Source organism: Aureimonas sp. Leaf324, from assembly GCF_001423245.1.
Taxonomy (GTDB): domain Bacteria; phylum Pseudomonadota; class Alphaproteobacteria; order Rhizobiales; family Rhizobiaceae; genus Aureimonas.
Window position 1 is genome coordinate 799,625 of record NZ_LMOH01000012.1, and the last position, 19,226, is coordinate 818,850.

General features: G+C 66.4%; 19 protein-coding genes and 2 pseudogenes. 10 read left to right on the plus strand and 11 right to left on the minus strand.

Annotated elements, in window-relative coordinates:
- Window positions 1-130: 130 nt before the first annotated feature.
- The 5 genes from ASF65_RS11330 to ASF65_RS22060 form a co-directional block, all read right to left on the minus strand.
- Window positions 131-475 (minus strand): hypothetical protein, encoded by a 345-nt coding sequence (locus ASF65_RS11330; RefSeq protein WP_156369256.1) that lies wholly within the window; start codon window positions 473-475, stop codon window positions 131-133.
- A 167-nt stretch (window positions 476-642) separates the two neighbouring features.
- Window positions 643-1,397 (minus strand): IS5 family transposase gene (locus ASF65_RS20860; protein WP_156369257.1). Its coding sequence is split into 2 segments (ribosomal slippage): window positions 643-1,064 and window positions 1,064-1,397, totalling 756 coding nucleotides; the frame shifts between segments, so codons are not numbered across the junction.
- 71 nt (window positions 1,398-1,468) lie between these two features.
- Window positions 1,469-1,819: a DCL family protein gene (locus tag ASF65_RS11345; protein WP_055888926.1), complete on the minus strand. Its 351-nt coding sequence runs from the start codon at window positions 1,817-1,819 to the stop codon at window positions 1,469-1,471.
- 28 nt (window positions 1,820-1,847) lie between these two features.
- Window positions 1,848-2,468, minus strand: a complete 621-nt coding sequence (locus ASF65_RS22055) for a hypothetical protein (RefSeq protein ID WP_244486617.1) — start codon at window positions 2,466-2,468, stop codon at window positions 1,848-1,850.
- 309 nt (window positions 2,469-2,777) lie between these two features.
- Window positions 2,778-3,143, minus strand: coding sequence for a helicase-related protein (locus ASF65_RS22060; protein WP_244486618.1), 366 nt, complete (start codon window positions 3,141-3,143; stop codon window positions 2,778-2,780).
- Here ASF65_RS22060 and ASF65_RS22270 point away from each other — a divergent pair.
- A complete protein-coding gene (locus ASF65_RS22270; RefSeq protein WP_280137628.1) occupies window positions 3,138-3,260 on the plus strand; it encodes a hypothetical protein in 123 nt (40 codons plus the stop codon). The two genes, ASF65_RS22060 and ASF65_RS22270, sit on opposite strands and share 6 nt — an antisense overlap.
- A gap of 161 nt (window positions 3,261-3,421) precedes the next feature.
- Here ASF65_RS22270 and ASF65_RS22065 read toward each other — a convergent pair whose 3' ends face one another.
- Both ASF65_RS22065 and ASF65_RS22070 read right to left on the minus strand, forming a co-directional pair.
- Window positions 3,422-3,895, minus strand: coding sequence for a DEAD/DEAH box helicase (locus ASF65_RS22065; protein WP_244486619.1), 474 nt, complete (start codon window positions 3,893-3,895; stop codon window positions 3,422-3,424).
- Window positions 3,896-3,898: 3 nt separating this feature from the next.
- The gene (locus tag ASF65_RS22070) at window positions 3,899-4,366 is read right to left on the minus strand and encodes a hypothetical protein (RefSeq protein WP_055888929.1); all 468 of its coding nucleotides are present in this window, start codon (window positions 4,364-4,366) and stop codon (window positions 3,899-3,901) included.
- Window positions 4,367-4,425: 59 nt separating this feature from the next.
- Here ASF65_RS22070 and ASF65_RS22075 point away from each other — a divergent pair, with 59 nt between their 5' ends.
- The 6 genes and pseudogenes from ASF65_RS22075 (at window position 4,426) to arsK (ending at window position 9,783) form a co-directional block, all read left to right on the plus strand.
- Window positions 4,426-5,535 carry an alcohol dehydrogenase catalytic domain-containing protein gene (locus ASF65_RS22075; RefSeq protein WP_082505417.1) on the plus strand — a complete coding sequence of 370 codons (1,110 nt, stop codon included), beginning with the start codon at window positions 4,426-4,428 and terminating at the stop codon, window positions 5,533-5,535.
- Window positions 5,532-6,059, plus strand: coding sequence for an arsenate reductase ArsC (locus ASF65_RS11370; protein WP_055888931.1), 528 nt, complete (start codon window positions 5,532-5,534; stop codon window positions 6,057-6,059). Before ASF65_RS22075 ends, ASF65_RS11370 begins: the two co-directional genes overlap by 4 nt.
- An 11-nt stretch (window positions 6,060-6,070) precedes the next feature.
- Window positions 6,071-6,484, plus strand: coding sequence for an arsenate reductase (glutaredoxin) (arsC, locus tag ASF65_RS11375; protein ID WP_055888933.1), 414 nt, complete (start codon window positions 6,071-6,073; stop codon window positions 6,482-6,484).
- Window positions 6,481-7,206: an arsenical resistance protein ArsH gene (arsH, locus tag ASF65_RS11380; protein WP_055888934.1), complete on the plus strand. Its 726-nt coding sequence runs from the start codon at window positions 6,481-6,483 to the stop codon at window positions 7,204-7,206. Before arsC ends, arsH begins: the two co-directional genes overlap by 4 nt.
- A gap of 22 nt (window positions 7,207-7,228) precedes the next feature.
- The gene (locus ASF65_RS11385) at window positions 7,229-8,539 is read left to right on the plus strand and encodes an arsenic transporter (RefSeq protein WP_055888936.1); all 1,311 of its coding nucleotides are present in this window, start codon (window positions 7,229-7,231) and stop codon (window positions 8,537-8,539) included.
- Window positions 8,512-9,783: pseudogene (gene arsK / locus ASF65_RS11390) on the plus strand (arsenite efflux MFS transporter ArsK). Before ASF65_RS11385 ends, arsK begins: the two are co-directional and overlap by 28 nt.
- A 155-nt stretch (window positions 9,784-9,938) precedes the next feature.
- Here arsK and ASF65_RS11395 read toward each other — a convergent pair.
- From ASF65_RS11395 to ASF65_RS11410, 4 genes are all read right to left on the minus strand, one after another.
- Window positions 9,939-11,177, minus strand: a complete 1,239-nt coding sequence (locus tag ASF65_RS11395) for an HWE histidine kinase domain-containing protein (RefSeq protein WP_055888939.1) — start codon at window positions 11,175-11,177, stop codon at window positions 9,939-9,941.
- Between the two features lie 516 nt (window positions 11,178-11,693).
- Entirely contained in the window at window positions 11,694-11,870 is a 177-nt protein-coding gene (locus tag ASF65_RS21390; RefSeq protein WP_156369258.1) for a hypothetical protein, read from the minus strand.
- A 416-nt stretch (window positions 11,871-12,286) separates the two neighbouring features.
- Entirely contained in the window at window positions 12,287-12,580 is a 294-nt protein-coding gene (locus ASF65_RS22275; RefSeq protein WP_280137631.1) for a GNAT family protein, read from the minus strand.
- Window positions 12,581-13,016: 436 nt separating this feature from the next.
- Window positions 13,017-15,830 (minus strand): PAS domain-containing protein, encoded by a 2,814-nt coding sequence (locus ASF65_RS11410; protein WP_082505419.1) that lies wholly within the window; start codon window positions 15,828-15,830, stop codon window positions 13,017-13,019.
- Between the two features lie 492 nt (window positions 15,831-16,322).
- On the opposite strand from ASF65_RS11410, the pseudogene ASF65_RS11415 reads away from it, so the two are divergent.
- From ASF65_RS11415 to istB, 3 genes and pseudogenes are all read left to right on the plus strand, one after another.
- Window positions 16,323-16,481: pseudogene (locus tag ASF65_RS11415) on the plus strand (IS5/IS1182 family transposase); the annotation flags it as partial.
- Between the two features lie 328 nt (window positions 16,482-16,809).
- On the plus strand, window positions 16,810-18,282 hold the full coding sequence (gene istA, locus ASF65_RS11420; RefSeq protein ID WP_082505421.1) for an IS21 family transposase: 1,473 nt from the start codon (window positions 16,810-16,812) through the stop codon (window positions 18,280-18,282).
- Window positions 18,279-19,172: an IS21-like element helper ATPase IstB gene (gene istB, locus ASF65_RS11425; protein WP_055888950.1), complete on the plus strand. Its 894-nt coding sequence runs from the start codon at window positions 18,279-18,281 to the stop codon at window positions 19,170-19,172. The genes istA and istB overlap by 4 nt, the downstream gene beginning before the upstream one ends.
- The last annotated feature ends 54 nt before the right edge of the window (window positions 19,173-19,226 follow it).

Below are 19,226 nucleotides of genomic sequence, written 5' to 3' on the forward strand. Positions count from 1 at the left end.
GCATGGGAGGAGCCGCCCGGGTCGCTTCGTGCGAGCGGGTGCGGCCTTCCGCGGAAGGTCGTGTCATGAATGGGTTCCGAGTGTCCGAATGCTGTCGTGCCGCGTCGGCCGGGAGCCCGCGCGGCGGCGGTCAGGCGATCTCGGTTGGTCTCGGAGGGCGGTCGAGGGTCGTGGAGAGGCTCGGGCGGGGATTGTCGGCTGCCGAAGCGTGAACAGAGCGGCCAGCGTGCGCGATGAGCGGAGGAAACTCGGGCGGGATGCCGAGCTTCTCGTGGCCATGGTCGCCGGAGTTGTGCGCGTGAAGGCCGTTGGCGACCTTGGTGGTCTTCTCGGTGGGGCCGTCGTCCAGGTCGCGGGGATGCACGGCGTTGTCCAGCGCCGCCGTCGAATGGCTTCCCTTGTCAGGATCGTGGTAGACGGACGGGCCGATCGACACGCACAGCAAAGCGACGACAACCGCGAGCGCAATCGTCAAACGTCCAGCGATGGCTCGGCCGAGCGTCCGCATGCAGCCCATACAGGATCCCCTGGGGGGCCAGAGAATGTTCCGCTCCCCGCGCGAACCTTGTCGTCGCAGACCATCGCGAGGTCAAGGTTTCGGCTTGGCGCCAACCAAACCTTACTAGGCTCAGGACTCGTTGATCAGAGCCAGAAGAGGACGGTGACCGCGATGCAGATGGCTGAGGAGAAGGTGTGGGCGCATCGGTCGTAGCGGGTGGCGATGCGTCGCCAGTCCTTGAGGCGGCCGACCATGATCTCGATCCTGTGGCGCTGCCTGTAGAGTACGGGATCGTGGGGGACCGGGTTCTTGCGCTTGGCCCGTGACGGAATGCAGGCGGCGATGCCGCGCTCGGCGAGCGCCTGGCGTAGCCAGTCGGCATCATAGCCCTTGTCGGCCAGCATCTCCCTGGCGGGCGGCAAGTGCGCCAGCATCAGGCGAGCGCCACGATAGTCGCTGGTCTGGCCCTCGGTGAGCGTCATGACGAGGGGACGCCCCTGTCCGTCGCAGACGGCGTGCAGCTTGGAGTTCAGGCCGCCCTTGGTGCGTCCGATACGTCGGGGAACATCCCCCCTTTGAGCAGGCTCGCCGCCGTGCGGTGCGCCTTCAGATGCGTGGCATCGATCATGATGCGCTCCGGTCTTGATCCTTCACCCGCAAGCGCGGCGAAGATGCGGTTGAAGACGCCAAGCCGCGACCAGCGGATGAAGCGGTTGTACAAGGTCTTGTGCGGCCCGTAGTCCGCCGGCGCATCCTTCCACTGCAAGCCGTTGCGGATCACGTAGACGATGCCGCTCACCACACGCCGGTCGTCGACGCGCGGCACCCCATGGGACAGCGGGAAGTGCGGCGATATCCGCGCCATCTGGCGCTCGCTCAACAGAAACAGCTTGGCCATCGGAAATTCCTCCAATGCCTAACTGAATCACGCCTCAAAACAAATTAATAGGTCCTTGAGCCTACACTCCATCACGCCTCATAGACGACGGCATGCGGCTGGTGGCGGTCTCTTTCCCGTACCTTGCGGGTCGCGTAGACACACGCTTTGTGCGAGAACTTCTCGGTCGATCCGTCCGCGCGGTTCGCCCAGAAGCATTTGGTGCCGTAGTCGGCGGTCCGAACACTGAAATGCGTGATGCCGCCACCCTTGATGGTCTCGGCTTCGGGATGCCTCTCCAGAGCGGCATGCAGGATAACGGCGTCCTCGGCGCTGACCCGGTCCCCGACATCGTAGCGATTGAGTATGCTCCGCAGGTACTCGGCGGCATCCCCTTTCTTCGCGAACTGCATGACACCGAAGCTGATGGGCATCGCGGGCATGTGAACCTCCTTCGCACGTTTGGGACGGTCAATCGGTGGTGAAATTGCCGGCCGACACGAGCTTGTAGGCCTCGCGGGCTATGATGGCCGGGACACCCAAAGCCTCGAGCCGCCCTCGGCGGTCGCGGATCCAGTCCACGCACTCCTCCTTGCTGAGCCTGTCGGCGCCGATGAGCTCGTAAAGGGCGGCGGCACTCATGCGCGACAGGCCGAGTTCCATCAACGAGAGCAGAGTTCTCGATGAGACGCCGAACTCGAGCTGCGTGCCTATGTCCAGGTCGTGGTCGATCAGGTCCTCGCGACCGATCTCGCGCAGATGCAGGTGAAGGACGTCCATATAGGCGGAGAGGTACTTGGGCGCCCGGAACCGGGCAATGTGCTCGACATGATCCATCGTGTCGCGGATCAACATGGGAAGCTTGTAGGATCGTCCCACCTTCTCATGCCACGCGATGTTCTTGCGTATCATCTCGGCCAGCGTGAATCCCTTCAGCCACTGCACGACGATCTGGGCATAGAGCCTGATGCGCTTGTCCGGCACGAAGGCGGGATAGAGATGTTGGTTGACCCGCCCCATGACGGTGACGAAGCGGTCGTAGCTGTCCTCGCCGGCGACATCGGCCGGCAGGAGGTTCTCGACGTCGCCCACATAGGAGCGGAAGGCACCGAGCAGTCGTTGGAGGCCGATCGCACTGACACCCGGGGCCGCTCGACAAGCGCGACATCGATCTCGATGCCGGACGCGAGCGATCCCAAGATGACATCGAGCCGGAACAGAAAGGCGGCATCGTGCCTCTTCAACAGGTGCGTTCCCGATATGGAGCCGATGCACATGTAGGTGGCGAGCAGGTAGGCCCCGACGTGCTCGTACGTCTCCGCTTCCTCGACGCTGGAAAGGTCGGATGCGCCGCGTTCTCCGAGGTAGCTCGCCAGACCGTCGCCGAGTTCGAGCACCGCGTCACTCTCGCGCTTGATCGGATAGCGCGCGATCGGGCACGCCAGACGGCCAGGCGTCCCCGTTGCGCGGGTCGATGCAGATGATGTTGCCCTGAAACTCGTCTCCCCATCGCCCGGCGCGTCCGGCCAGGTTCCAGAAGTCGTGGGGCTCCATCGGATGCCCCTTGCCCTTGCGAGGTCCTCTGACCACGATCGTGCGGCAGGAGAGGTTGACGCCCTCGATCAGGGTCGACGCACAGACGAGGAAGCGGATCTTGCCCGCCCGGAAGAGCCGCTCGATTTCCAGCCGCAGGAGCGAGGGCATGTTCCCGAAGTGGAAGGCGACCCCGAGCACGACCAGGCTCGCCAGAAGGAATTCGGGATGCACGCCCTTGCTTGCGAGTTCGGCGAGATCGATGAGTTCCTGGTCGACATCGTCCGACTTGGGGGCGAACTCGCTGATCAGGTGGCCACGATCTCGGACTCTCCGGCGCCGTTCGTGTAGACGAGGGTCCCGCCCCTACGCCCTGCCGCCGCGGCGATGAAGGCGATGCGCTTCCTGAACCTTTTTCCTCCCGGCGTGCTCGGAAGCTTCAGCGTGCCCACGAAGGAGGATGAGCCACCCTGCCTTAGCGAGAGGTTCCAGAGCTTCGGCTTGCCCGGCACCTACTCCGCGACGATCAGGTTCTGGAGCACCGTCGGGGCGTCGCTGTCGATGGCAGCGGACGAGGCGTCGGCCGGTGCGTCCGCGAGCAACTCACCCGGATTCTGGGTCGTCGGCGAGATGAAGACGACCTTGAGCGCCGAGTTCGAGCGAACGGCACGCTCCACGGCATCCTGGAGGATCACCCCCCGCTGGTTGTCGCCGATCTTGTGCGCCTCGTCGACGACCAGCAGGTCACTCGTGAAGGCGTTGCCGAGGACGTTGGCCATGAGATGTAGACGTTCCTGGGTGAAGACCAGGATCAGCGGCGGTCCGCCCGCGCGGGCGGCCTCGTACTTCTCGCGCAGCTGAAGCGACGACACCTCGATGCTCGCGTCAACGAGGTCCAGCAGGTTAGCCTCGATCTCGGAAACGAGCGCACGCGTGGGAGCGAGATAGACCGCAACGCGGAACTCCCGCGTGGTCACTTGGTCCACGAGCTATTGGAGGACCAGGAATGTCTTGCCCGAAGCGGTGGGGGCGGAGGCCGAAAGCCAGCTCGCGTCCGCCGCGCTGTTCCAGAACCGCTGCTGGAAATCGTTCACTTGGAGCCAGGCGCCCTTCGACTCCATGAGGATCGAGCGTTCCATCTCCCGGCGCTGAGCCTCGATCCGCAAGGCGACCCCGAGCCGGCCGTCGAGATCCGCATCGATCATGTGACGACTCGCCGCCAACTCGACGGCCCTGAAGTTGGACAGCTTCTTCAGCAGGACCGCCCCGGCGCCCCGTATCGATCGCTCCTGCGAGAGCGAGAGGGCCGCGGTCGCGATGCGCAGCGCGGCCTCCTGTCCGCTCCGCTGCTGCGTCCGTGCCAAGACGCTGCCGGCAAGGAGCAGGCGGGGCCAATCGATGGCTGACTCGGTCAACACGCCGCGTTCGGGTTCCAAGCTGTCGATCTCGCCCCGCACGGGCCGACTGATCCTGCTTGCGGCTTCTCGATGCCGCGACTCGAACACACGAGGAAGACATGAGAACCTACGCATTCGCCGCCACCGACGCGGACGCCCCGCTTCCCCTGAAGCCCTACTCGTTCGAGCGCCGCGCGCCGCGCGAGAACGACGTCGTCATGGAGATCCTCTACTGCGGCGTCTGCCACTCGGACCTGCACTGGGCGAAGAACGACTGGGGCTGGACGACCTACCCGGCCGTGATGAGCCACGAGATCGTCGGACGGGTGATCGAGGTCGGAAGCGGCGTCACCCGCTACAAGGTCGGCGATCACGTCGCCGTCGGCTGCATGGTCGACTCCTGCCAGCACTGCGACCAGTGCCGGAAGGGCGAGGAGCAGCTCTGCCGGGAGGGCAACACGGGGACCTACGGCGGCGCCGACCGCGTGACGGGCGAGCCGACCAAGGGCGGCTACTCCAAGCACCTTGTGGTACGCGAGGAGTTCGCGCTCCGGGTGCCGGACGGCCTCGACCTCGCCAAGGCGGCTCCGCTCCTGTGCGCGGGCATCACCACCTACTCGCCGCTGCGCACGTGGAACGTCGGTCCCGGCAGCCGCGTCGGCGTGATCGGTCTCGGCGGTCTCGGCGGTCTCGGCCACGTGGCGGTGAAGCTCGCCTCGGCCAGCCGAGCCGATCGGCGCCGCAGAAGCGGACGTTCGGAAGCGGTCCATCCGCTATCGACCCGTCCAAGCCGTTCAGCGTCGCTTCCGTCCCTCCCCAACAGCGGACATAGCACCCTTACCCTTGATTATTACAACTATGTTTGCAATATCGCAGGGATGAACGACTCCTCCGCCGTTGCTGCCCTGTCCGCCCTGGCCCATGCCGACCGCCTCGCGGCCTTCCGGATGCTCGTTCGGGCCGGCCCGAACGGCATGGCGTCCGGGGAGATTGCCGAGGCACTGTCCATCCCGCCGACGCGGATGAGCTTTCACCTGGCGACGCTCGAGCGCGCCAAGCTCCTGCGCTCGTGGCGCGACGGACGCCGCATCCTGTACGCGGCGAGCTACGACGACATGCGCCAGCTCCTCGCCTTCCTGACCGAGGACTGCTGTTCGGGGAACCCGGAGATCTGCGGGAACCTCGGCGACGCATACGCTTCCACCTGCGCCCCGGAAACCTGCCGATGAGTGCCCAGCCCTTCAACGTCCTGTTCCTCTGCACGGGCAACTCCGCCCGTTCGATCCTCGCCGAGAGCATCCTGCGCAAGGACGGCGCGGGCCGCTTCAACGCCTTCTCGGCCGGAAGCCAGCCGAAGGGCGAGGTGAATCCGATGGCATTGGAGGTGCTGCGCGAGTTCGGCTACCCGACCGACGGCGTGCGCTCGAAGCCGTGGGACGAGTTCGCGATGCCCGACGCGCCCGTCATGGACTTCGTCTTCACCGTCTGTGACCAAGCCGCGGGCGAGGCATGTCCCGTCTGGCCGGGCCAGCCGATGACGGCCCACTGGGGCATCGAGGACCCGAGCCACGAGAGCCGCGGCGAGATCTGGAGCCGTGCGGCGTTCACGCAGGCGTTCCGATACATGAAGAACCGCATCTCCGCCTTCACCGCTTTGCCCGTCGAGAGCCTAGAGCGGACGCGCCTCGCCACCAAGGTGAGCGAGATCGGCCGGCTCGAGGGGGCCTCCTTCCGCACGCCCGACGTCGCCTGAGGACCCCAGCCATGACCGTTACGATCTACCACAACCCCGCCTGCGGCACGTCCCGCAACACGCTGGAGATGATCCGCCAGTCCGGCGAGGACCCGCAGGTGATCGAGTACCTGAAGGACCCGCCGAGCCGCGAGGTCCTCGCCGAACTCCTAGACATGATGGGCCTGAAGCCGCGGGACATTCTTCGGGAGAAGGGCACCCCCTACGCCGAACTCGGTCTCGCCGACCCGAAGCTGACGGACGAGGAACTCCTTGCCGCGATGATCGAGCACCCGATCCTAATTAACCGCCCGATCGTCGTGACGGACAAGGGCGCCGCGCTCTGCCGCCCGTCCGAGAAGGTACTTCCTCTCCTCGCCAACCCGGTCGCCACCTTCACCAAGGAGGACGGCGAGGTCGTGGCTGCGTCCGGATCCTCATCGTGACGGACGCCGCCGCTCTCGGCCTGCCCTCCATCGACCTAGACCAGCTTCGACCGATCGACGGGAGCGCGCTCGCCGGCCCCGGCGCCCCGACGCACCCGCCGCGCATCCTCGTCCTCTACGGCTCGATCCGCGAGCGGTCCTACTCCCGCCTCCTGTCCGAGGAGGCCGGTCGCCTGCTGCGCTGGTTCGGCTGCGAGGTGCGCACCTTCGATCCCCGTGGCCTTCCGCTCCCCGACGGGGCGGAACCCGACCACCCGAAGGTGAAGGAGCTCCGCGACCTCGCCGACTGGTCCGAGGGCATGGTGTGGGTCAGTCCGGAGCGCCATGGCGCCATGACCGGGATCATGAAGACGCAGATCGACTGGATACCCCTCGCCCTCGGCGCCAAGCGCCCGACGCAGGGCAAGACGCTGGCCGTCATGGAGGTGTCGGGGGGCTCGCAGTCCTTCAACGCCGTGAACCAGATGCGCATCCTCGGACGCTGGATGCGCATGGTGACGATCCCGAACCAGTCGTCGGTGCCGAAGGCGTTCCTCGAGTTCGACGAGGCCGGCCGGATGAAGCCATCCGCTCTCTACAACCGCGTCGTTGATGTCTGTGAGGAACTGGTGAAGTTCACCTGGCTGGTGCGTGGCCGCTCGGACTACCTGACGGACCGCTACTCCGAGCGCGTCGAGAGCGCCGAGCAACTCGCGACGCGCGTGAACCAGCGCACCCTCTGATCCTCTTGTCCCCGGACCGTCCATGCTCGCCCTCGCGATCTTCGTCGCCACGCTCGTCCTCGTCATATGGCAGCCTCGGGGCCTCGGCATCGGATGGTCGGCGCTCGCCGGCGCCGCGGTCGCGTTGGCGACCGGCGTCGTGGGCTGGGGCGACGTCGGGACGGTCTGGGAGATCGTCTGGGACGCGACCTTCACCTTCGTCGCGCTGATCATCGTCTCTCTCGTCCTCGACGAGGCCGGGTTCTTCGCTTGGGGCGCACTCCACGTCGCCCGCTGGGGCGGAGGCAGCGGGCGGCGGCTGTTCCCGCTCGTCGTTCTGCTGGGTGCGGCGATCGCCGCCGTCTTCGCCAACGACGGGGCCGCGCTGCTTCTCACCCCGATCGTGCTCGCCATCCTCCTGCGCCTCGACTTCCCGCCGGCCGGGGCGCTCGCCTTCGTCGTCGCCTGCGGGTTCGTCGCCGACACGACCAGCCTGCCGCTCGTCGTGTCGAACCTCGTGAACATCGTCACCGCGAACTTCTTCGACGTGTCCTTCGGCCGCTACGCCGCGGTCATGGTGCCGGTGAACCTCGTCTCACTGGCGGCCACGCTCCTCGTCCTGTGGCTCTGGTTCCGCCGCGATGTGCCCGCCGCCTACCGCGTCGACGAACTGGAGGAGCCAGGTCATGCCGTCCGCGACCCGGCCGTGTTCCGAACCGCGTTCCCGCTCCTCGGACTTCTACTCGTCGCCTACTTCGTGACGGGGCCGCTCGGCGTGCCAATCGCCTTCGTCACCGGTGCCGCCGCCCTCATCCTCATGGCGGTTGCGGGACGGTGGTTCTCCGGCGGGCGTGGTGCGGTGGTCGATCTGCCGAAGGTCCTGCGCGGCGCGCCCTGGCAGATCGTCCTGTTCTCGATCGGCATGTACCTCGTTGTCTACGGCCTCGGGAACGCCGGGCTGACCGACATTGCGGCGGGCGTCCTGCGCTGGCTCGCCGACCGGGGCACGTTCGTTGCCACCGTCGGCACGGGCTTCGTGGTGGCGGCGCTCGCTTCCGTCATGAACAACATGCCCGCCACGCTTGTCGGGGCGCTCGCCATCGACCGGACGGACGTGGCGCCCCTCACCCGCGAGCTCATGGTCTACGCCAACGTCGTCGGGAACGACCTCGGCCCGAAGTTCACGCCGATCGGCTCGCTCGCGACCCTCCTGTGGCTTCACGTCCTCGCGGGCAAGGGTCAGCGGATCACGTGGGGCCAGTACATGCGGGTCGGCCTCGTCCTGACCCCGCCCGTGCTGCTGGCGACGCTCGTCGCCCTCTGGGTGTGGCTCCCGATCGTGTCGTCGCGGTGAGCAGCCCGCGAGGCCTCCGGGCGGACATCGCCGCTCTCGGCGTCAGCCAGATCGTCGGCTACGGCACCCTCTACTACAGCTTCGGCATCCTCGCTCCGGCGATGGCACGTGACATCGGGTGGCCGACCGAGTGGGTGTTCGGCGCCCTCTCAGTCGCGCTGCTCGCGGGCGGGCTGGTCGCCCCTTGGACTGGGACGCTGGCTCGACCGCTTCGGCGCCGGTCGCGTCATGGCCGCAGGCTCAGTCGCGGCCGCTGCCGCGCTGGTTGCCGCCGCCCTCGCTCCTGCCGCTCCTGCCTTCGTCCTCGCGCTAGTCGCAATCAAGGTCGCGTCCACCTTCGTCCAGTACGGGGCGGCTTTCCCCCTCCTGGTCCAGCGTCACCCGGACACGGCGCAGCGGAGCATCCTTTACCTCACCTTGATCGCCGGGTTCGCCTCGACCCTGTTCTGGCCCCTGACGACATGGCTGCACGGGACGATGTCGTGGCGACAGGTCTACCTTGTCTTCGCAGCGATGAACGTCGCGGTCTGCCTGCCCATCCACATATGGCTGGCCTGCCGGCCGACCGCCTCGCCGCTCCCAACGGCCGAGGCTGAATTCGTTTTCCCCATCGCTCCTGCAAGGGGCCTCGTGCCGCCGTCCCTTCGGTCCCGGGCTTTCCTCCTGATGGGCGTCGCCTTCGCCTTCCAGAGCCTCTGGTCTCGTCCGTTTTGGTCCACATGCTGCCGACCCTGACAATGCTCGGGTTGGGGCTCGCGGGCGTCATGGTCAGCACTGTGTTCGGGCCGGCGCAGGTTGCAGGCCGCTTCACACTCATGGTGCTCGGGCGGGACCTGTCACCGCTGACGCTTGCGGTGATCTCCGCAGCGCTTCTACCCGCCTCCCTGGTCCTTCTCGCAGCCACAGCACCATCGCCCGTCGGGGCCGCCGTCTTCGCGGCCCTGTTCGGCCTCGGAAACGGCCTCTACAGCATCGTCGGGGGCACCCTGCCGCTCGCGCTCTTCGGCCCCGATGGGTACGGGGCGTTGCAGGGTCGCGTCACGTCCATTCGGCTGATCGTCGGCTCGGCGGCACCGTTCGCCTTCGCCCTTGCAACGGACTGGATGGGGGTCGGCGCCGGCCTGCTGGTGACGGCGCTCCTCGGCTGCGGGGCGGTCGTCGCCTTCGCCGCCGTCGGGCTCCTGATCAAGGAAGAAACCTGCGCACCAGCGAACGCGCCGGCGGATGTCAGCTCTGACGCGTGACTGCTTTAGAACCGACAGTCGCCTCTCCACCCCGTCGCGCCGATCGCCACAGTCCAGTCCGCCCTCCATCCCGCAACCGGCGGACATGACTCGCAATCTCTCGAGTGTTTCGTTCAGGCGCTCCGGCGGCTGGCATCAATCGACGGTCGAGGACCTCAGGCCGGCCCCTGAAGGCGATCAAGCGTAGCGCCGAGCTCGCAGACGAGGCCCGTATGGTTGTAGGCGACCACGGCATCGCCACTGCCGACCAGCCCAGCGCTAATCAGGCGCGATCCGAACCCCTTGCCTTCCGGTGCCGCCACGATCGGCCCATTCGACTCCCGCCAGGACAGTCGCAGGACGTCGCCATTCTCCGTCGGCTCGATCCGCCACGAGACGTTGACGAGTCCCGCGCCGACCGAGAGCGAACCATGCTTCAGGGCGTTCGTCGTCAGCTCGTGAAGCACGAGGGCGACGCTAAGGGCGGCCTTGGACCCGATCGCGATCTCGGGCCCGGAGATGCGGACGCGCCCCGACACGCCGGCACTGTTGATCGCGGCCGCGGCCACGTCCCCAAGAAGGGCCGACTGCCAACTCGAGCGCAGGAGGATGTCGTGCGCAGAACTAAGGGCCATCAAGCGCTGCATCAGCGCCTGGACCCGCGCTTGGTCGCCCGAGCCCCGCATCGTGTGCGAGGTGATCGCCGTCACCATGGCGAAGAGGTTCTTCACCCGGTGCGCGAGCTCACCTGTCAGGACGTCCTGTAGTTCCTGCGTCTCCCGCAAGGTGGCGACCGTCTCCCGCAGCTCGCCTTCGCGGTCGCGGAGTTCCTGTTCGGCCCTGGTACGGTAGAGGAGATCCGCGGCCTGCCGGGCCAGGATGTCGAGCATCCGGAGATCGCGCTCGGACGGGACATGCGGCTCGGTCCAGTGGGTCGAGATCATGCCGAGGAGCGAGCCGTCGCGGGAGTGGAGCGGCGTCGACTGCGCCGAGCGGATGCCAGCCCGGCGGAACGCTTCGAGGTCCGGCGTGCCGGCGATCCGATCCCACTCCTCGTAGTCGCCGATGATTGCCCGCTGCCCTCGCGCCAGCGCGGCGGCGCAACTGCTGTGGGCGCTCAGGCTGACGCGCTCCCAGACTTGGCTATCCTCGTGTGTGAGCCCCTTGGACACAAGGAGCTCGAGCCAACGCTCGGCACCGTCGTCGTCCTCGCGCAGCACCTGCATGGTGCCGAACTGCGATCCCATGATGGAAACGGCGGCGTCGACGATCTTGACGTAGAGCGTCTGGAGGTCCTGCTCGCCGATCAGGTCCATGGTGATCGCGTGCAGGAGGTCAAGGTCGGAGGGGTGGTCGTCCGCGTCCCCAACGACATTTGCGACCGAGCATTCGGAGACGAGGCGCAGCTTCGACATGGATGACTCTCTCAACGACTCAAAGCCTGCGCATGTTGAGACCACGCGCCGCGCTGGTAGATCGACGGGAACTCCGTCATCGAGCGCAGCGCACAGACATAGCGCCGGTCGGTGAACCGACCAGATGTTGGTCCTGTCCCGGGGCGGAAGACCACCAAATCGCCGCTGCACTTGGTCGGCCAGGGCCAAAAACTGGCGTTCATCGCGTGCTGTCCACCGGGACCGGGAACTCGCCTCGCGTCAGAAGCGCATCAAAACCCGCCTCGAACAGTCCGATGCGGATCAGGCCCTGCGAGTAGCGGTCGCCAGCGTGGAACTGGGCGAGAATGCCACAAGGCGCATAGTAGCAGGGTCCCCCGCCGCCTCGTTGCCGAAGGATCCGCTGGCCTCTTCAGCGAGCTTTCGCGGTAGGCGGACGATCTTCTCATTGATCGAGTAACCTCGATCATGAGTTCCAGCGGCTGGAGCGTGACAAGGTCCTGGTCCGTCGTTTTCCAATGCGGCGTGTGGAAACCGTCAGTCCCGCCTGTCCGCCGCCTCCTGTGTCCGGAACGCGAAGTCGAGACGGAGCAGCTTGTCGGTGAGTTCGTCAGACATCGCCTCAGCGAGCTGGAAGACTGGACGGTGGCTCATGGCCTTGCGGACGCGGGCCTTTTCACGGGTTAGGAACATGGTCTGGACGGCTTGTGACATGACCTTGGGTCCCCATGCGCGCCGCGACGTAGGGGAGCCTGGCATCCCATTCGCTTCGATCCTCCTAAACGACGTAGCGGTCATGAGCCTGTTGTCCATGGCCGCGACTTGAACGGGTGGACAACGGTGCATCGAAGACACAACCGAGCCTATGGGGCGGAAGGGTTGGTCTCGGTACGTCCCACCGTCCCTCCCGGCATGGGGTCGAACGATGGCTCGAACCACAGGTCCGCAAATTCCTCGACGTGACGACTGAGCGGGAACCGCCCTCCCTCGTGTCGCAGGGCATTGCGCCCGATCCAGAATCTCGCTTAAGACACGGAGTGCTACGGGGCGACCGCCATACGCGCCCGGTATGGCACGTTCTCGCGCCCGGCACCCCTAATGTCCTAGCAGCCTGATCTTGCTTGTGACCCTCACCGCCGTACCGCCGACCTGTCCGTCTCCCACTCCCTGCTAAGTAGCGCGTACTGCATCGTGTCCTCGTACACGGGGGCGCCGTCGGGGCCGTTGGTGAAGGTCACGAACTCGACGAAGGTACCCTCATGACGCATGCCGAGCTTCTCGCACAGGCGCCGGGACGGAGCGTTGTCGACCTCGACGTAGGCGTAGAGGCGCCGCGCACCCCGATCCTCGAACAGATGCCGAAAGAGCGCCTGAGCCGCCTCGTACGCAAGCCCGGCACCGGCATGGTGGCGTTGACGTGCCAGCCGACCGAGAAGGTGTCAGGCTTGCGTACGAGGCGAAGAGATCGCCGATGACCTGATCGGACCCTCGCAGGGCGATGGCCACGGACTCGTCGGACGAGGCGCGGCGGGTCGCCTCCGCCTCGGCGGCGGCGATATCGTCCAGCTTCAAGGAGAGGAAGCACCTCGCCCGCGGCTCGCTCAGGTAGGCGAGAAGCCCTTCGGCGTTGTCCGATCGGAAGCTCCGAAGGCGCAGCCGCTCCGTTTCGATCGTGTTCATCGGTGTCTCCGTCTCTCGTCGCGCCGTGACCGTCGGCTCAGTCCGAGACCATGGCCTTGATGCGGTTCGCCAGCACCGTCATGTCGAAGGGCTTCGTCACGACCTGCATGCCCGGATCGAGATGGCCGTGGCTGAGGATATGGCCGCTATGTCGTGGTCCGCTTCACAGCGCCCCTTGGTTTAGTCCGAGACCATGGCCTTGATGCGGTTCGCCAGCACCGTCATGTCGAAGGGCTTCGTCACGACCTGCATGCCCGGATCGAGATGGCCGTGGCTGAGGACGGCGTTCTCCGCATAACCCGTCACGAACATCACCTTCAGGTCTGGCCTGAGCTCACGGGCCGCATCGGCCACCTGCCGGCCGTTCATCCCGTTGGGTAGACCGACATCGGTGATCAGAAGATCGATGCGGGCGTTCGACCGCAACACCTTCAGACCCTGCGGCCCGTCGCCGGCCTCGATCGCGGTGAAGCCGAGATCTTCCAGGACGTCCACGACCAGCATGCGCACTAGTGGCTCGTCGTCGATGACGAGAACCGTCTCGCCAGCGGCGATCGGCTCGATAGCGTTGCGGCCCACGGGGTCGACCGTCGCCGCCTCTTCCTCGTGGTGGCGGGGAAGGTAGATGCAGACCATCGTCCCCTGCCCGACCTCCGAGTAGATCCGGACCTGACCACCGGATTGCCGGGCGAAGCCGTAGATCATCGAAAGCCCGAGCCCGGTGCCCACCCCGATCGGCTTCGTCGTGAAGAACGGGTCGAAGGCGCGCTCGATCACCACGGGCGGCATGCCCGTGCCGTTGTCGGAGACGCACATCGATACGTACTGGCCCGGCAGCAGGTCGCGCTCGAGCGCCGTTCGGTCGTCGAGCCAGCGGTTGGCCGTCTCGATGGTCAGCGTGCCGCCGTCCGGCATCGCGTCGCGGGCGTTGATGCACAAGTTCAGAAGCGCGTTCTCGAGCTGGGGCGGGTCGACCAGCGTCGACCATAGTCCTCCGGTCGCCACGGTCTCAACGGCGATCGCCGGGCCGACCGTCCGTCGAACCAGGTCCTCCATCCCGGCGACCAACCGGTTCACGTCGGTCGGCTTCGGATCCAGCGTCTGTCGACGCGAGAAGGCGAGCAGCCGATGTGTCAGTGCCGCCGCGCGCTTGGCCGCCCCCTGGGCTCCGACCATGTAGCGGTCGAGCTCGCCGATGCGGCCCTGCTGGATCCGGGTCTGCATCAGTTCGAGCGAACCGGAGATGCCCGCGAGGAGATTGTTGAAGTCGTGCGCGAGCCCGCCCGTGAGCTGACCGACCGCTTCCATCTTCTGGCTTTGGCGGAGCGCCTCCTCAAGCTGGCGCTGCTTCGTCGTCTCGATCCCGACCCCGGTTCTGCGGACGGGCCTCCCATCCTCGCCGAAGTAGGTGTGTCCACGCGACAGCACCCAGCGGACGGCACCCCCGGGATGCCGGATGCGGTATTCGAGTTCGAGGTCGCCGGGGTTCTTCAGTCCGCCCGCCATGGTCGCGCGCAAGCGCTCGATGTCGTCAGGATGCACGTTCGACATGAACTCGGTTCTGCTGATCCCCCCGGACGCCCGCTCGGGATCGAGGCCGTACAGGTCAACGATGGCGGCGTCGCAGGTGAAGCGGTCGCTTGCCACGTCGAAGGTCCAGACCCCGACGCCTCCGACCGATGTGAGGGCAAGGCGTGCGAAGTCCTCGTAGTCCTTTAGGGTCGCCTCCCGTTCCCGCTCGGCCGTCACGTCGCGACCGCTCGCGTAGACCTTCCCGTCCTCGAAGGCCGCGGTCCATGCGAAGCGTCGATAGCTCCCGTCCCGGTGCCGCAGGCGGTACTCGTAGGGTTCGACCAAGGGTGCCTCGAGGATCCCGGCGAAAGCCCGCAGCGTCGGCGCAACATCGTCCGGATGCGTCAGGTCCGTGAACGACCTGCCGACGAGTTCGTCCTCGCACCAGCCAAGAAGCCGCGACCATGCATCGTTGACCGCCTCGAGACAGCCGTCCGTGCGGGCGACCACCAAAAGCTCCTGCGACAGGCGCCATGCGCGGTCGCGCTCGGCGGTCCGTTCAGCCACCTGCGCGGCGAGCGTCTCATTGAGCCTGCGGAACCGATCCTCGCTGACGGCCAGAGACCTTGCCGAGCGCTGGGCCTCGGTGACGTCGTACCCCCCGACGAAGATGCCCGAGACCGTGCCGGCCTCGTCGCGGATCGGCTGGTAGCGAAAGTCGATGAACCGCTCCTCCGCCTCGCCGTGGAAACGGATGGGGGCAGCGCGGACGGCGTAGGGAAGTCCTGACGCGTAGACGGTGTCGAGGAGTTCGTAGAAGCCCTGTCCCTCGATCTCGGGCAATGCCTCCCGCACGCCGAGGCCGACGAAGGGACGGGAGCCGGTGATCGCGACATAGGCGTCGTTGACGTACTCGTAGACGTGGTCCGGCCCCGAGAGGACGGCGATGAACCCGGGCATGTGCTGGAGGAGCCGCCGCTGGTGCTCGCTCGCCTTGGCCGCAGCCTCGCGCGCGGCAACGGCTTCCGTGGTCTCGGTGCAGGCGCAGAACATGCCGCCGACCGAGCCGTCCGCCATCGTGACGGGCGTGTAGGAGAAGGCGAAGTGCGTCTCCTCCGGATACCCGTGGCGATGCATCGTGAACTGGATGTCGTCCATGTGCGTCGACTCGCCCGCATAGGCGCGGTCGAGGATCGGCTCCACCAGCGTCCAGATGTCGAACCACAGCTCCTCGAACGGCCGGCCGAGCGCGGCGGGGTGGCGGTTGCCGCACATCGCGGCGTAGCCGTCGTTGTAGAGGGTGATGCGCTGCGGACCCCAGACGACCAGCATCGGCTGGCCGGAGCCGAGCATGACGCCGACGACGGTGCGCAGCTCCGGGGGCCAAGACGACGGCATGCCCAGCGGCGTCCGCTCCCAGTCCATTCCCCTCATCAGCTCTCCCGTCTCGCCGCCGCCCGCAGGGATCGGGAGAGACTGCATTCGGAACCTTGGATCGTATTCGCGCACGACCCGTTGCAGGGCAGTGCGGTCATGTATTTGAGGTTACACACATAGAGCCCGTCGCGCCTGCGCCTGGGCAACGTCATGTCGCACGTCAGCCATAGGTTGGGTCGTACTGCTCCGCGCGTACATATGTGTGTGGGAGCTCGCAACCAGGCGCTGGAACGTCGGTTTCGACCCAATCCGCTTTCTCGACCGTGTGGTTGAGCGATGAAATTGTGCCTTTTCGCTTCGGCCAAAAACATGTCCGCCTCAACCCTGCGCGGCTGGGACTGACGACCGGGGTCCTCCGATCAACGGCAGCCTTCTTCGGTTCACGACTGGAGGCCGACTATCTGTTTTCCACCCGGTCTAGCCGATCGGCGGTGAGAAGGCGGATGCCCGGTAGCAGTCCATCCGCTTCCGACTCAGCTAGGAGCCTGTCCGAGTAATCCTCTTGGCGGCGGTTCCTGATGGTGATTCACTTGGCTTATGGCCAAGGTGTTTCGCGCGTGGGATGTCGATCAGAGCTGGCTTCTGCCACCCTCGCTGCTTGAGTTTTTGCCGCCCGGGCACATGGCGCATTTCGTGCGCGACACGGTGCGAGAGGCTCTCGATCTCTCCGCCATCCTCGACACCTACGCCGAGGAACGCGTGCGCGGCGACAAACAGGATGAGACTGGGCGTCAATCAGGATGAGACGGACGGCGCGGGCCGCATCGTAGGGAGGGCGTAGCCCGACCGGAGGTGTGCTGCGCGGCGACAAACAGGATGAGACTGGGCGTCAATCAGGATGAGACGGACGGCGCGGGCCGCATCGTAGGGAGGGCGTAGCCCGACCGGAGGTGTGGCCCGCGCCGTGGCGCTCTGTGAAGCGTCTGTGATCGCGGTCGGCCCGGTACTTTGGAGATTTTCCGCAAGCTGGAGAGTCACCTTTGTGCCGGGCTGCCATGTCACCGATCAACAGACGAGATTGTTCATGAAGTACCGACAGAGCCATCCGGTCGAGATCGCCGCGGCGAAGGCCTCGATCAGCCGCGCCACCGGCTATCGCATTGAGGCAGCGACCCGCCTGCCGTCGCAGACGAGGCCGCCTCGCGGGCGCCGACGGCCCGATCCGATCGAGAGCATCTTCGAGACCGAAGTGGTGCCGCTGCTGCGGGCCGCGCCAGGCCTGCGCCCTGTCGCCGTTTTCGGTGAGATGCTCAAGCGCCATCCCGATTTGTCCCCCGGCGTCCGGCGCACGCTGGAGCGGCGCATTCGTGCCTGGCGCGCCGTCCATGGTCCCGAGCAGGAGGTGATCTTCCGCCAGACGCACGAGCCCGGCCGCCTCGGCCTGTCGGACTTCACCGACATGAGCGGGCTTGGGGTGACGATCGTCGGCATGCCGCTTGATCACCTTTTCTACCACTTCCGCCTGCCATGGTCGGGCTTCGAGCACGGCCATGTCATCCTGGGCGGGGAAAGCTTCGTGGCCTTGGCCGAGGGTCTACAGAACGCCCTGTGGTCGGCGGGTGGAGCGCCCGAACAGCATAGGACCGACAGCCTCTCGGCGGCTTTCCGCAATCTCGACGCCGACGCCAGGACCGATCTCACGCGCCGCTACGAGGAACTGTGCGCCCATTACGGTATGACCCCGACGCGCAACAACCGGGGCGTCGCCCATGAGAACGGCGCGATCGAGAGCGCTCACGGCCATCTCAAAAGCGCCGTTCGCGATGCGCTGCTCCTGCGCGCCAGTGCCGACTTCGATGACCTCGTCGCCTATCGCGCCTTCGTCGACGAGATCGTCGCCCGGCGCAACGCCGCAAAGGCCCGGCGCATCGACGCCGAACGAGCGCACCTTCGCCCACTTCCCGAACGCCGCACCAGCGACTTCGAAGAGGTCGCCGTCACCGTCACGCGCACCGGCGGCTTTACGCTTCGCAAGGTCTTCTATACGGTACCCTCGCGGTTGATCGGACACCGCCTGCGCGTACGCCTCTACGACGACCGGCTCGAGGTCTTCGTCGGCGCCACCCATCTTCTCACGCTGCCACGCGGACGAGGCCATGCAGACGGACGACACGACCAGGTCGTCAACTACCGGCACGTCATCCATTCCCTGCGCCGCAAGCCGATGGCGCTCCTCGGGCTCGTCTACCGCGACAAGCTCTTCCCGCGCGCCGAGTACCGCAGGGTCTTCGAGACGATCAGTGCCCGGCTCGGCGACAAACAGGCCTGCAAGGTAACCGTCGAACTGCTGGCGCTCGCGCACGAGAGAGGCTGCGAACGAGACCTGGCCGCAGAACTCGACCGGATCCTCGACGCCGGTGCGCTCCCAGACCCCAGGGCCCTTTGGGCCCTCTTCGCCCCCGATCCGGCTTTGCTGCCCAGCGTCCACGTGCCGCTCGCTTCGCTGGCCGGTTACGAGGCGCTGATCCAGGATATCCGGGCGGGAGAACCCGCATGAAGAGCGCGGTCGCCGTCGACACCGCCCGCCTCTCCATCATGCTCACCGAACTGAGGCTTCCGACCATCAAGTCCCTCTGGCCCCAGTTCGCTGAACAGGCCGACAAGGAGGGATGGCCCGCCGCCCGCTTCCTCTCGGCCATCGCCGAGCACGAACTGGCCGAACGCGCCCATCGCCGGATCGAACGCCATCTCGCCGAGGCCCATCTGCCATCCGCAAAGACCCTCGACAGCTTCGCCTTCGACGCAGTTCCCATGATCTCCAAGGCCCAGATCATGGCGATGGCCGCTGGCGATGGTTGGCTCGCCAAAGGCGCCAACGTCCTGCTCTTCGGCCCGCCCGGCGGCGGAAAGAGCCATCTGGCCGCCGCCATCGGTCTCGCTCTCGTCGAGAACGGGTGGCGCGTCCTGTTCACCCGCACCACCGACCTTGTCCAGAAGCTCCAGGTCGCCCGCCGCGAACTCCAACTTGAGGCCGCCATCGCCAAGCTCGACAAGTTCGACCTCCTGGTGCTCGACGATCTCGCCTACGTCACCAAGGACCAGGCCGAGACCAGCGTCCTCTTCGAACTCATCTCCGCACGATACGAGCGCCGTTCTATCCTCATCACCGCCAACCAGCCCTTCGGCGAATGGAACAAGGTCTTTCCCGATCCCGCCATGACGCTCGCCGCAGTCGACCGCCTCGTCCACCACGCCACCATCTTCGAGATGAACGTCGAGAGCTATAGACGACGATCCGCCCTCGAAGCCAAACGCCAAAGGGGGCGGCCCGCCGCCTTCGCGACAATCAAAAGCACACCTCAGATCGTCGCGGAGCGTCAATCAGAACCCGACCACGACCTTGCCAGCGACAATCAGGATGATACGATCCCAATCGCCGCGACATGATCTGTCTCATTTAGATCGTCGCCAGCGTCTCACTCAGATTGTCGCGCTATACTG

Coding starts and splice junctions, on each gene's coding strand:
- ASF65_RS11345 (WP_055888926.1), bottom strand. CDS start 1,819: ATGCCCGCGATGCCCATCAGCTTCGGTGTCATGCAGTTCGCGAAGAAA.
- ASF65_RS22270 (WP_280137628.1), top strand. CDS start 3,138: ATGCACGCCCTTGCTTGCGAGTTCGGCGAGATCGATGAGTTCCTGGTC.
- ASF65_RS22075 (WP_082505417.1), top strand. CDS start 4,426: ATGAGAACCTACGCATTCGCCGCCACCGACGCGGACGCCCCGCTTCCC.
- ASF65_RS11370 (WP_055888931.1), top strand. CDS start 5,532: ATGAGTGCCCAGCCCTTCAACGTCCTGTTCCTCTGCACGGGCAACTCC.
- arsC (WP_055888933.1), top strand. CDS start 6,071: ATGACCGTTACGATCTACCACAACCCCGCCTGCGGCACGTCCCGCAAC.
- ASF65_RS11385 (WP_055888936.1), top strand. CDS start 7,229: ATGCTCGCCCTCGCGATCTTCGTCGCCACGCTCGTCCTCGTCATATGG.
- ASF65_RS11395 (WP_055888939.1), bottom strand. CDS start 11,177: ATGTCGAAGCTGCGCCTCGTCTCCGAATGCTCGGTCGCAAATGTCGTT.
- ASF65_RS21390 (WP_156369258.1), bottom strand. CDS start 11,870: ATGTCACAAGCCGTCCAGACCATGTTCCTAACCCGTGAAAAGGCCCGC.
- ASF65_RS11410 (WP_082505419.1), bottom strand. CDS start 15,830: ATGCAGTCTCTCCCGATCCCTGCGGGCGGCGGCGAGACGGGAGAGCTG.
- istA (WP_082505421.1), top strand. CDS start 16,810: ATGAAGTACCGACAGAGCCATCCGGTCGAGATCGCCGCGGCGAAGGCC.
- istB (WP_055888950.1), top strand. CDS start 18,279: ATGAAGAGCGCGGTCGCCGTCGACACCGCCCGCCTCTCCATCATGCTC.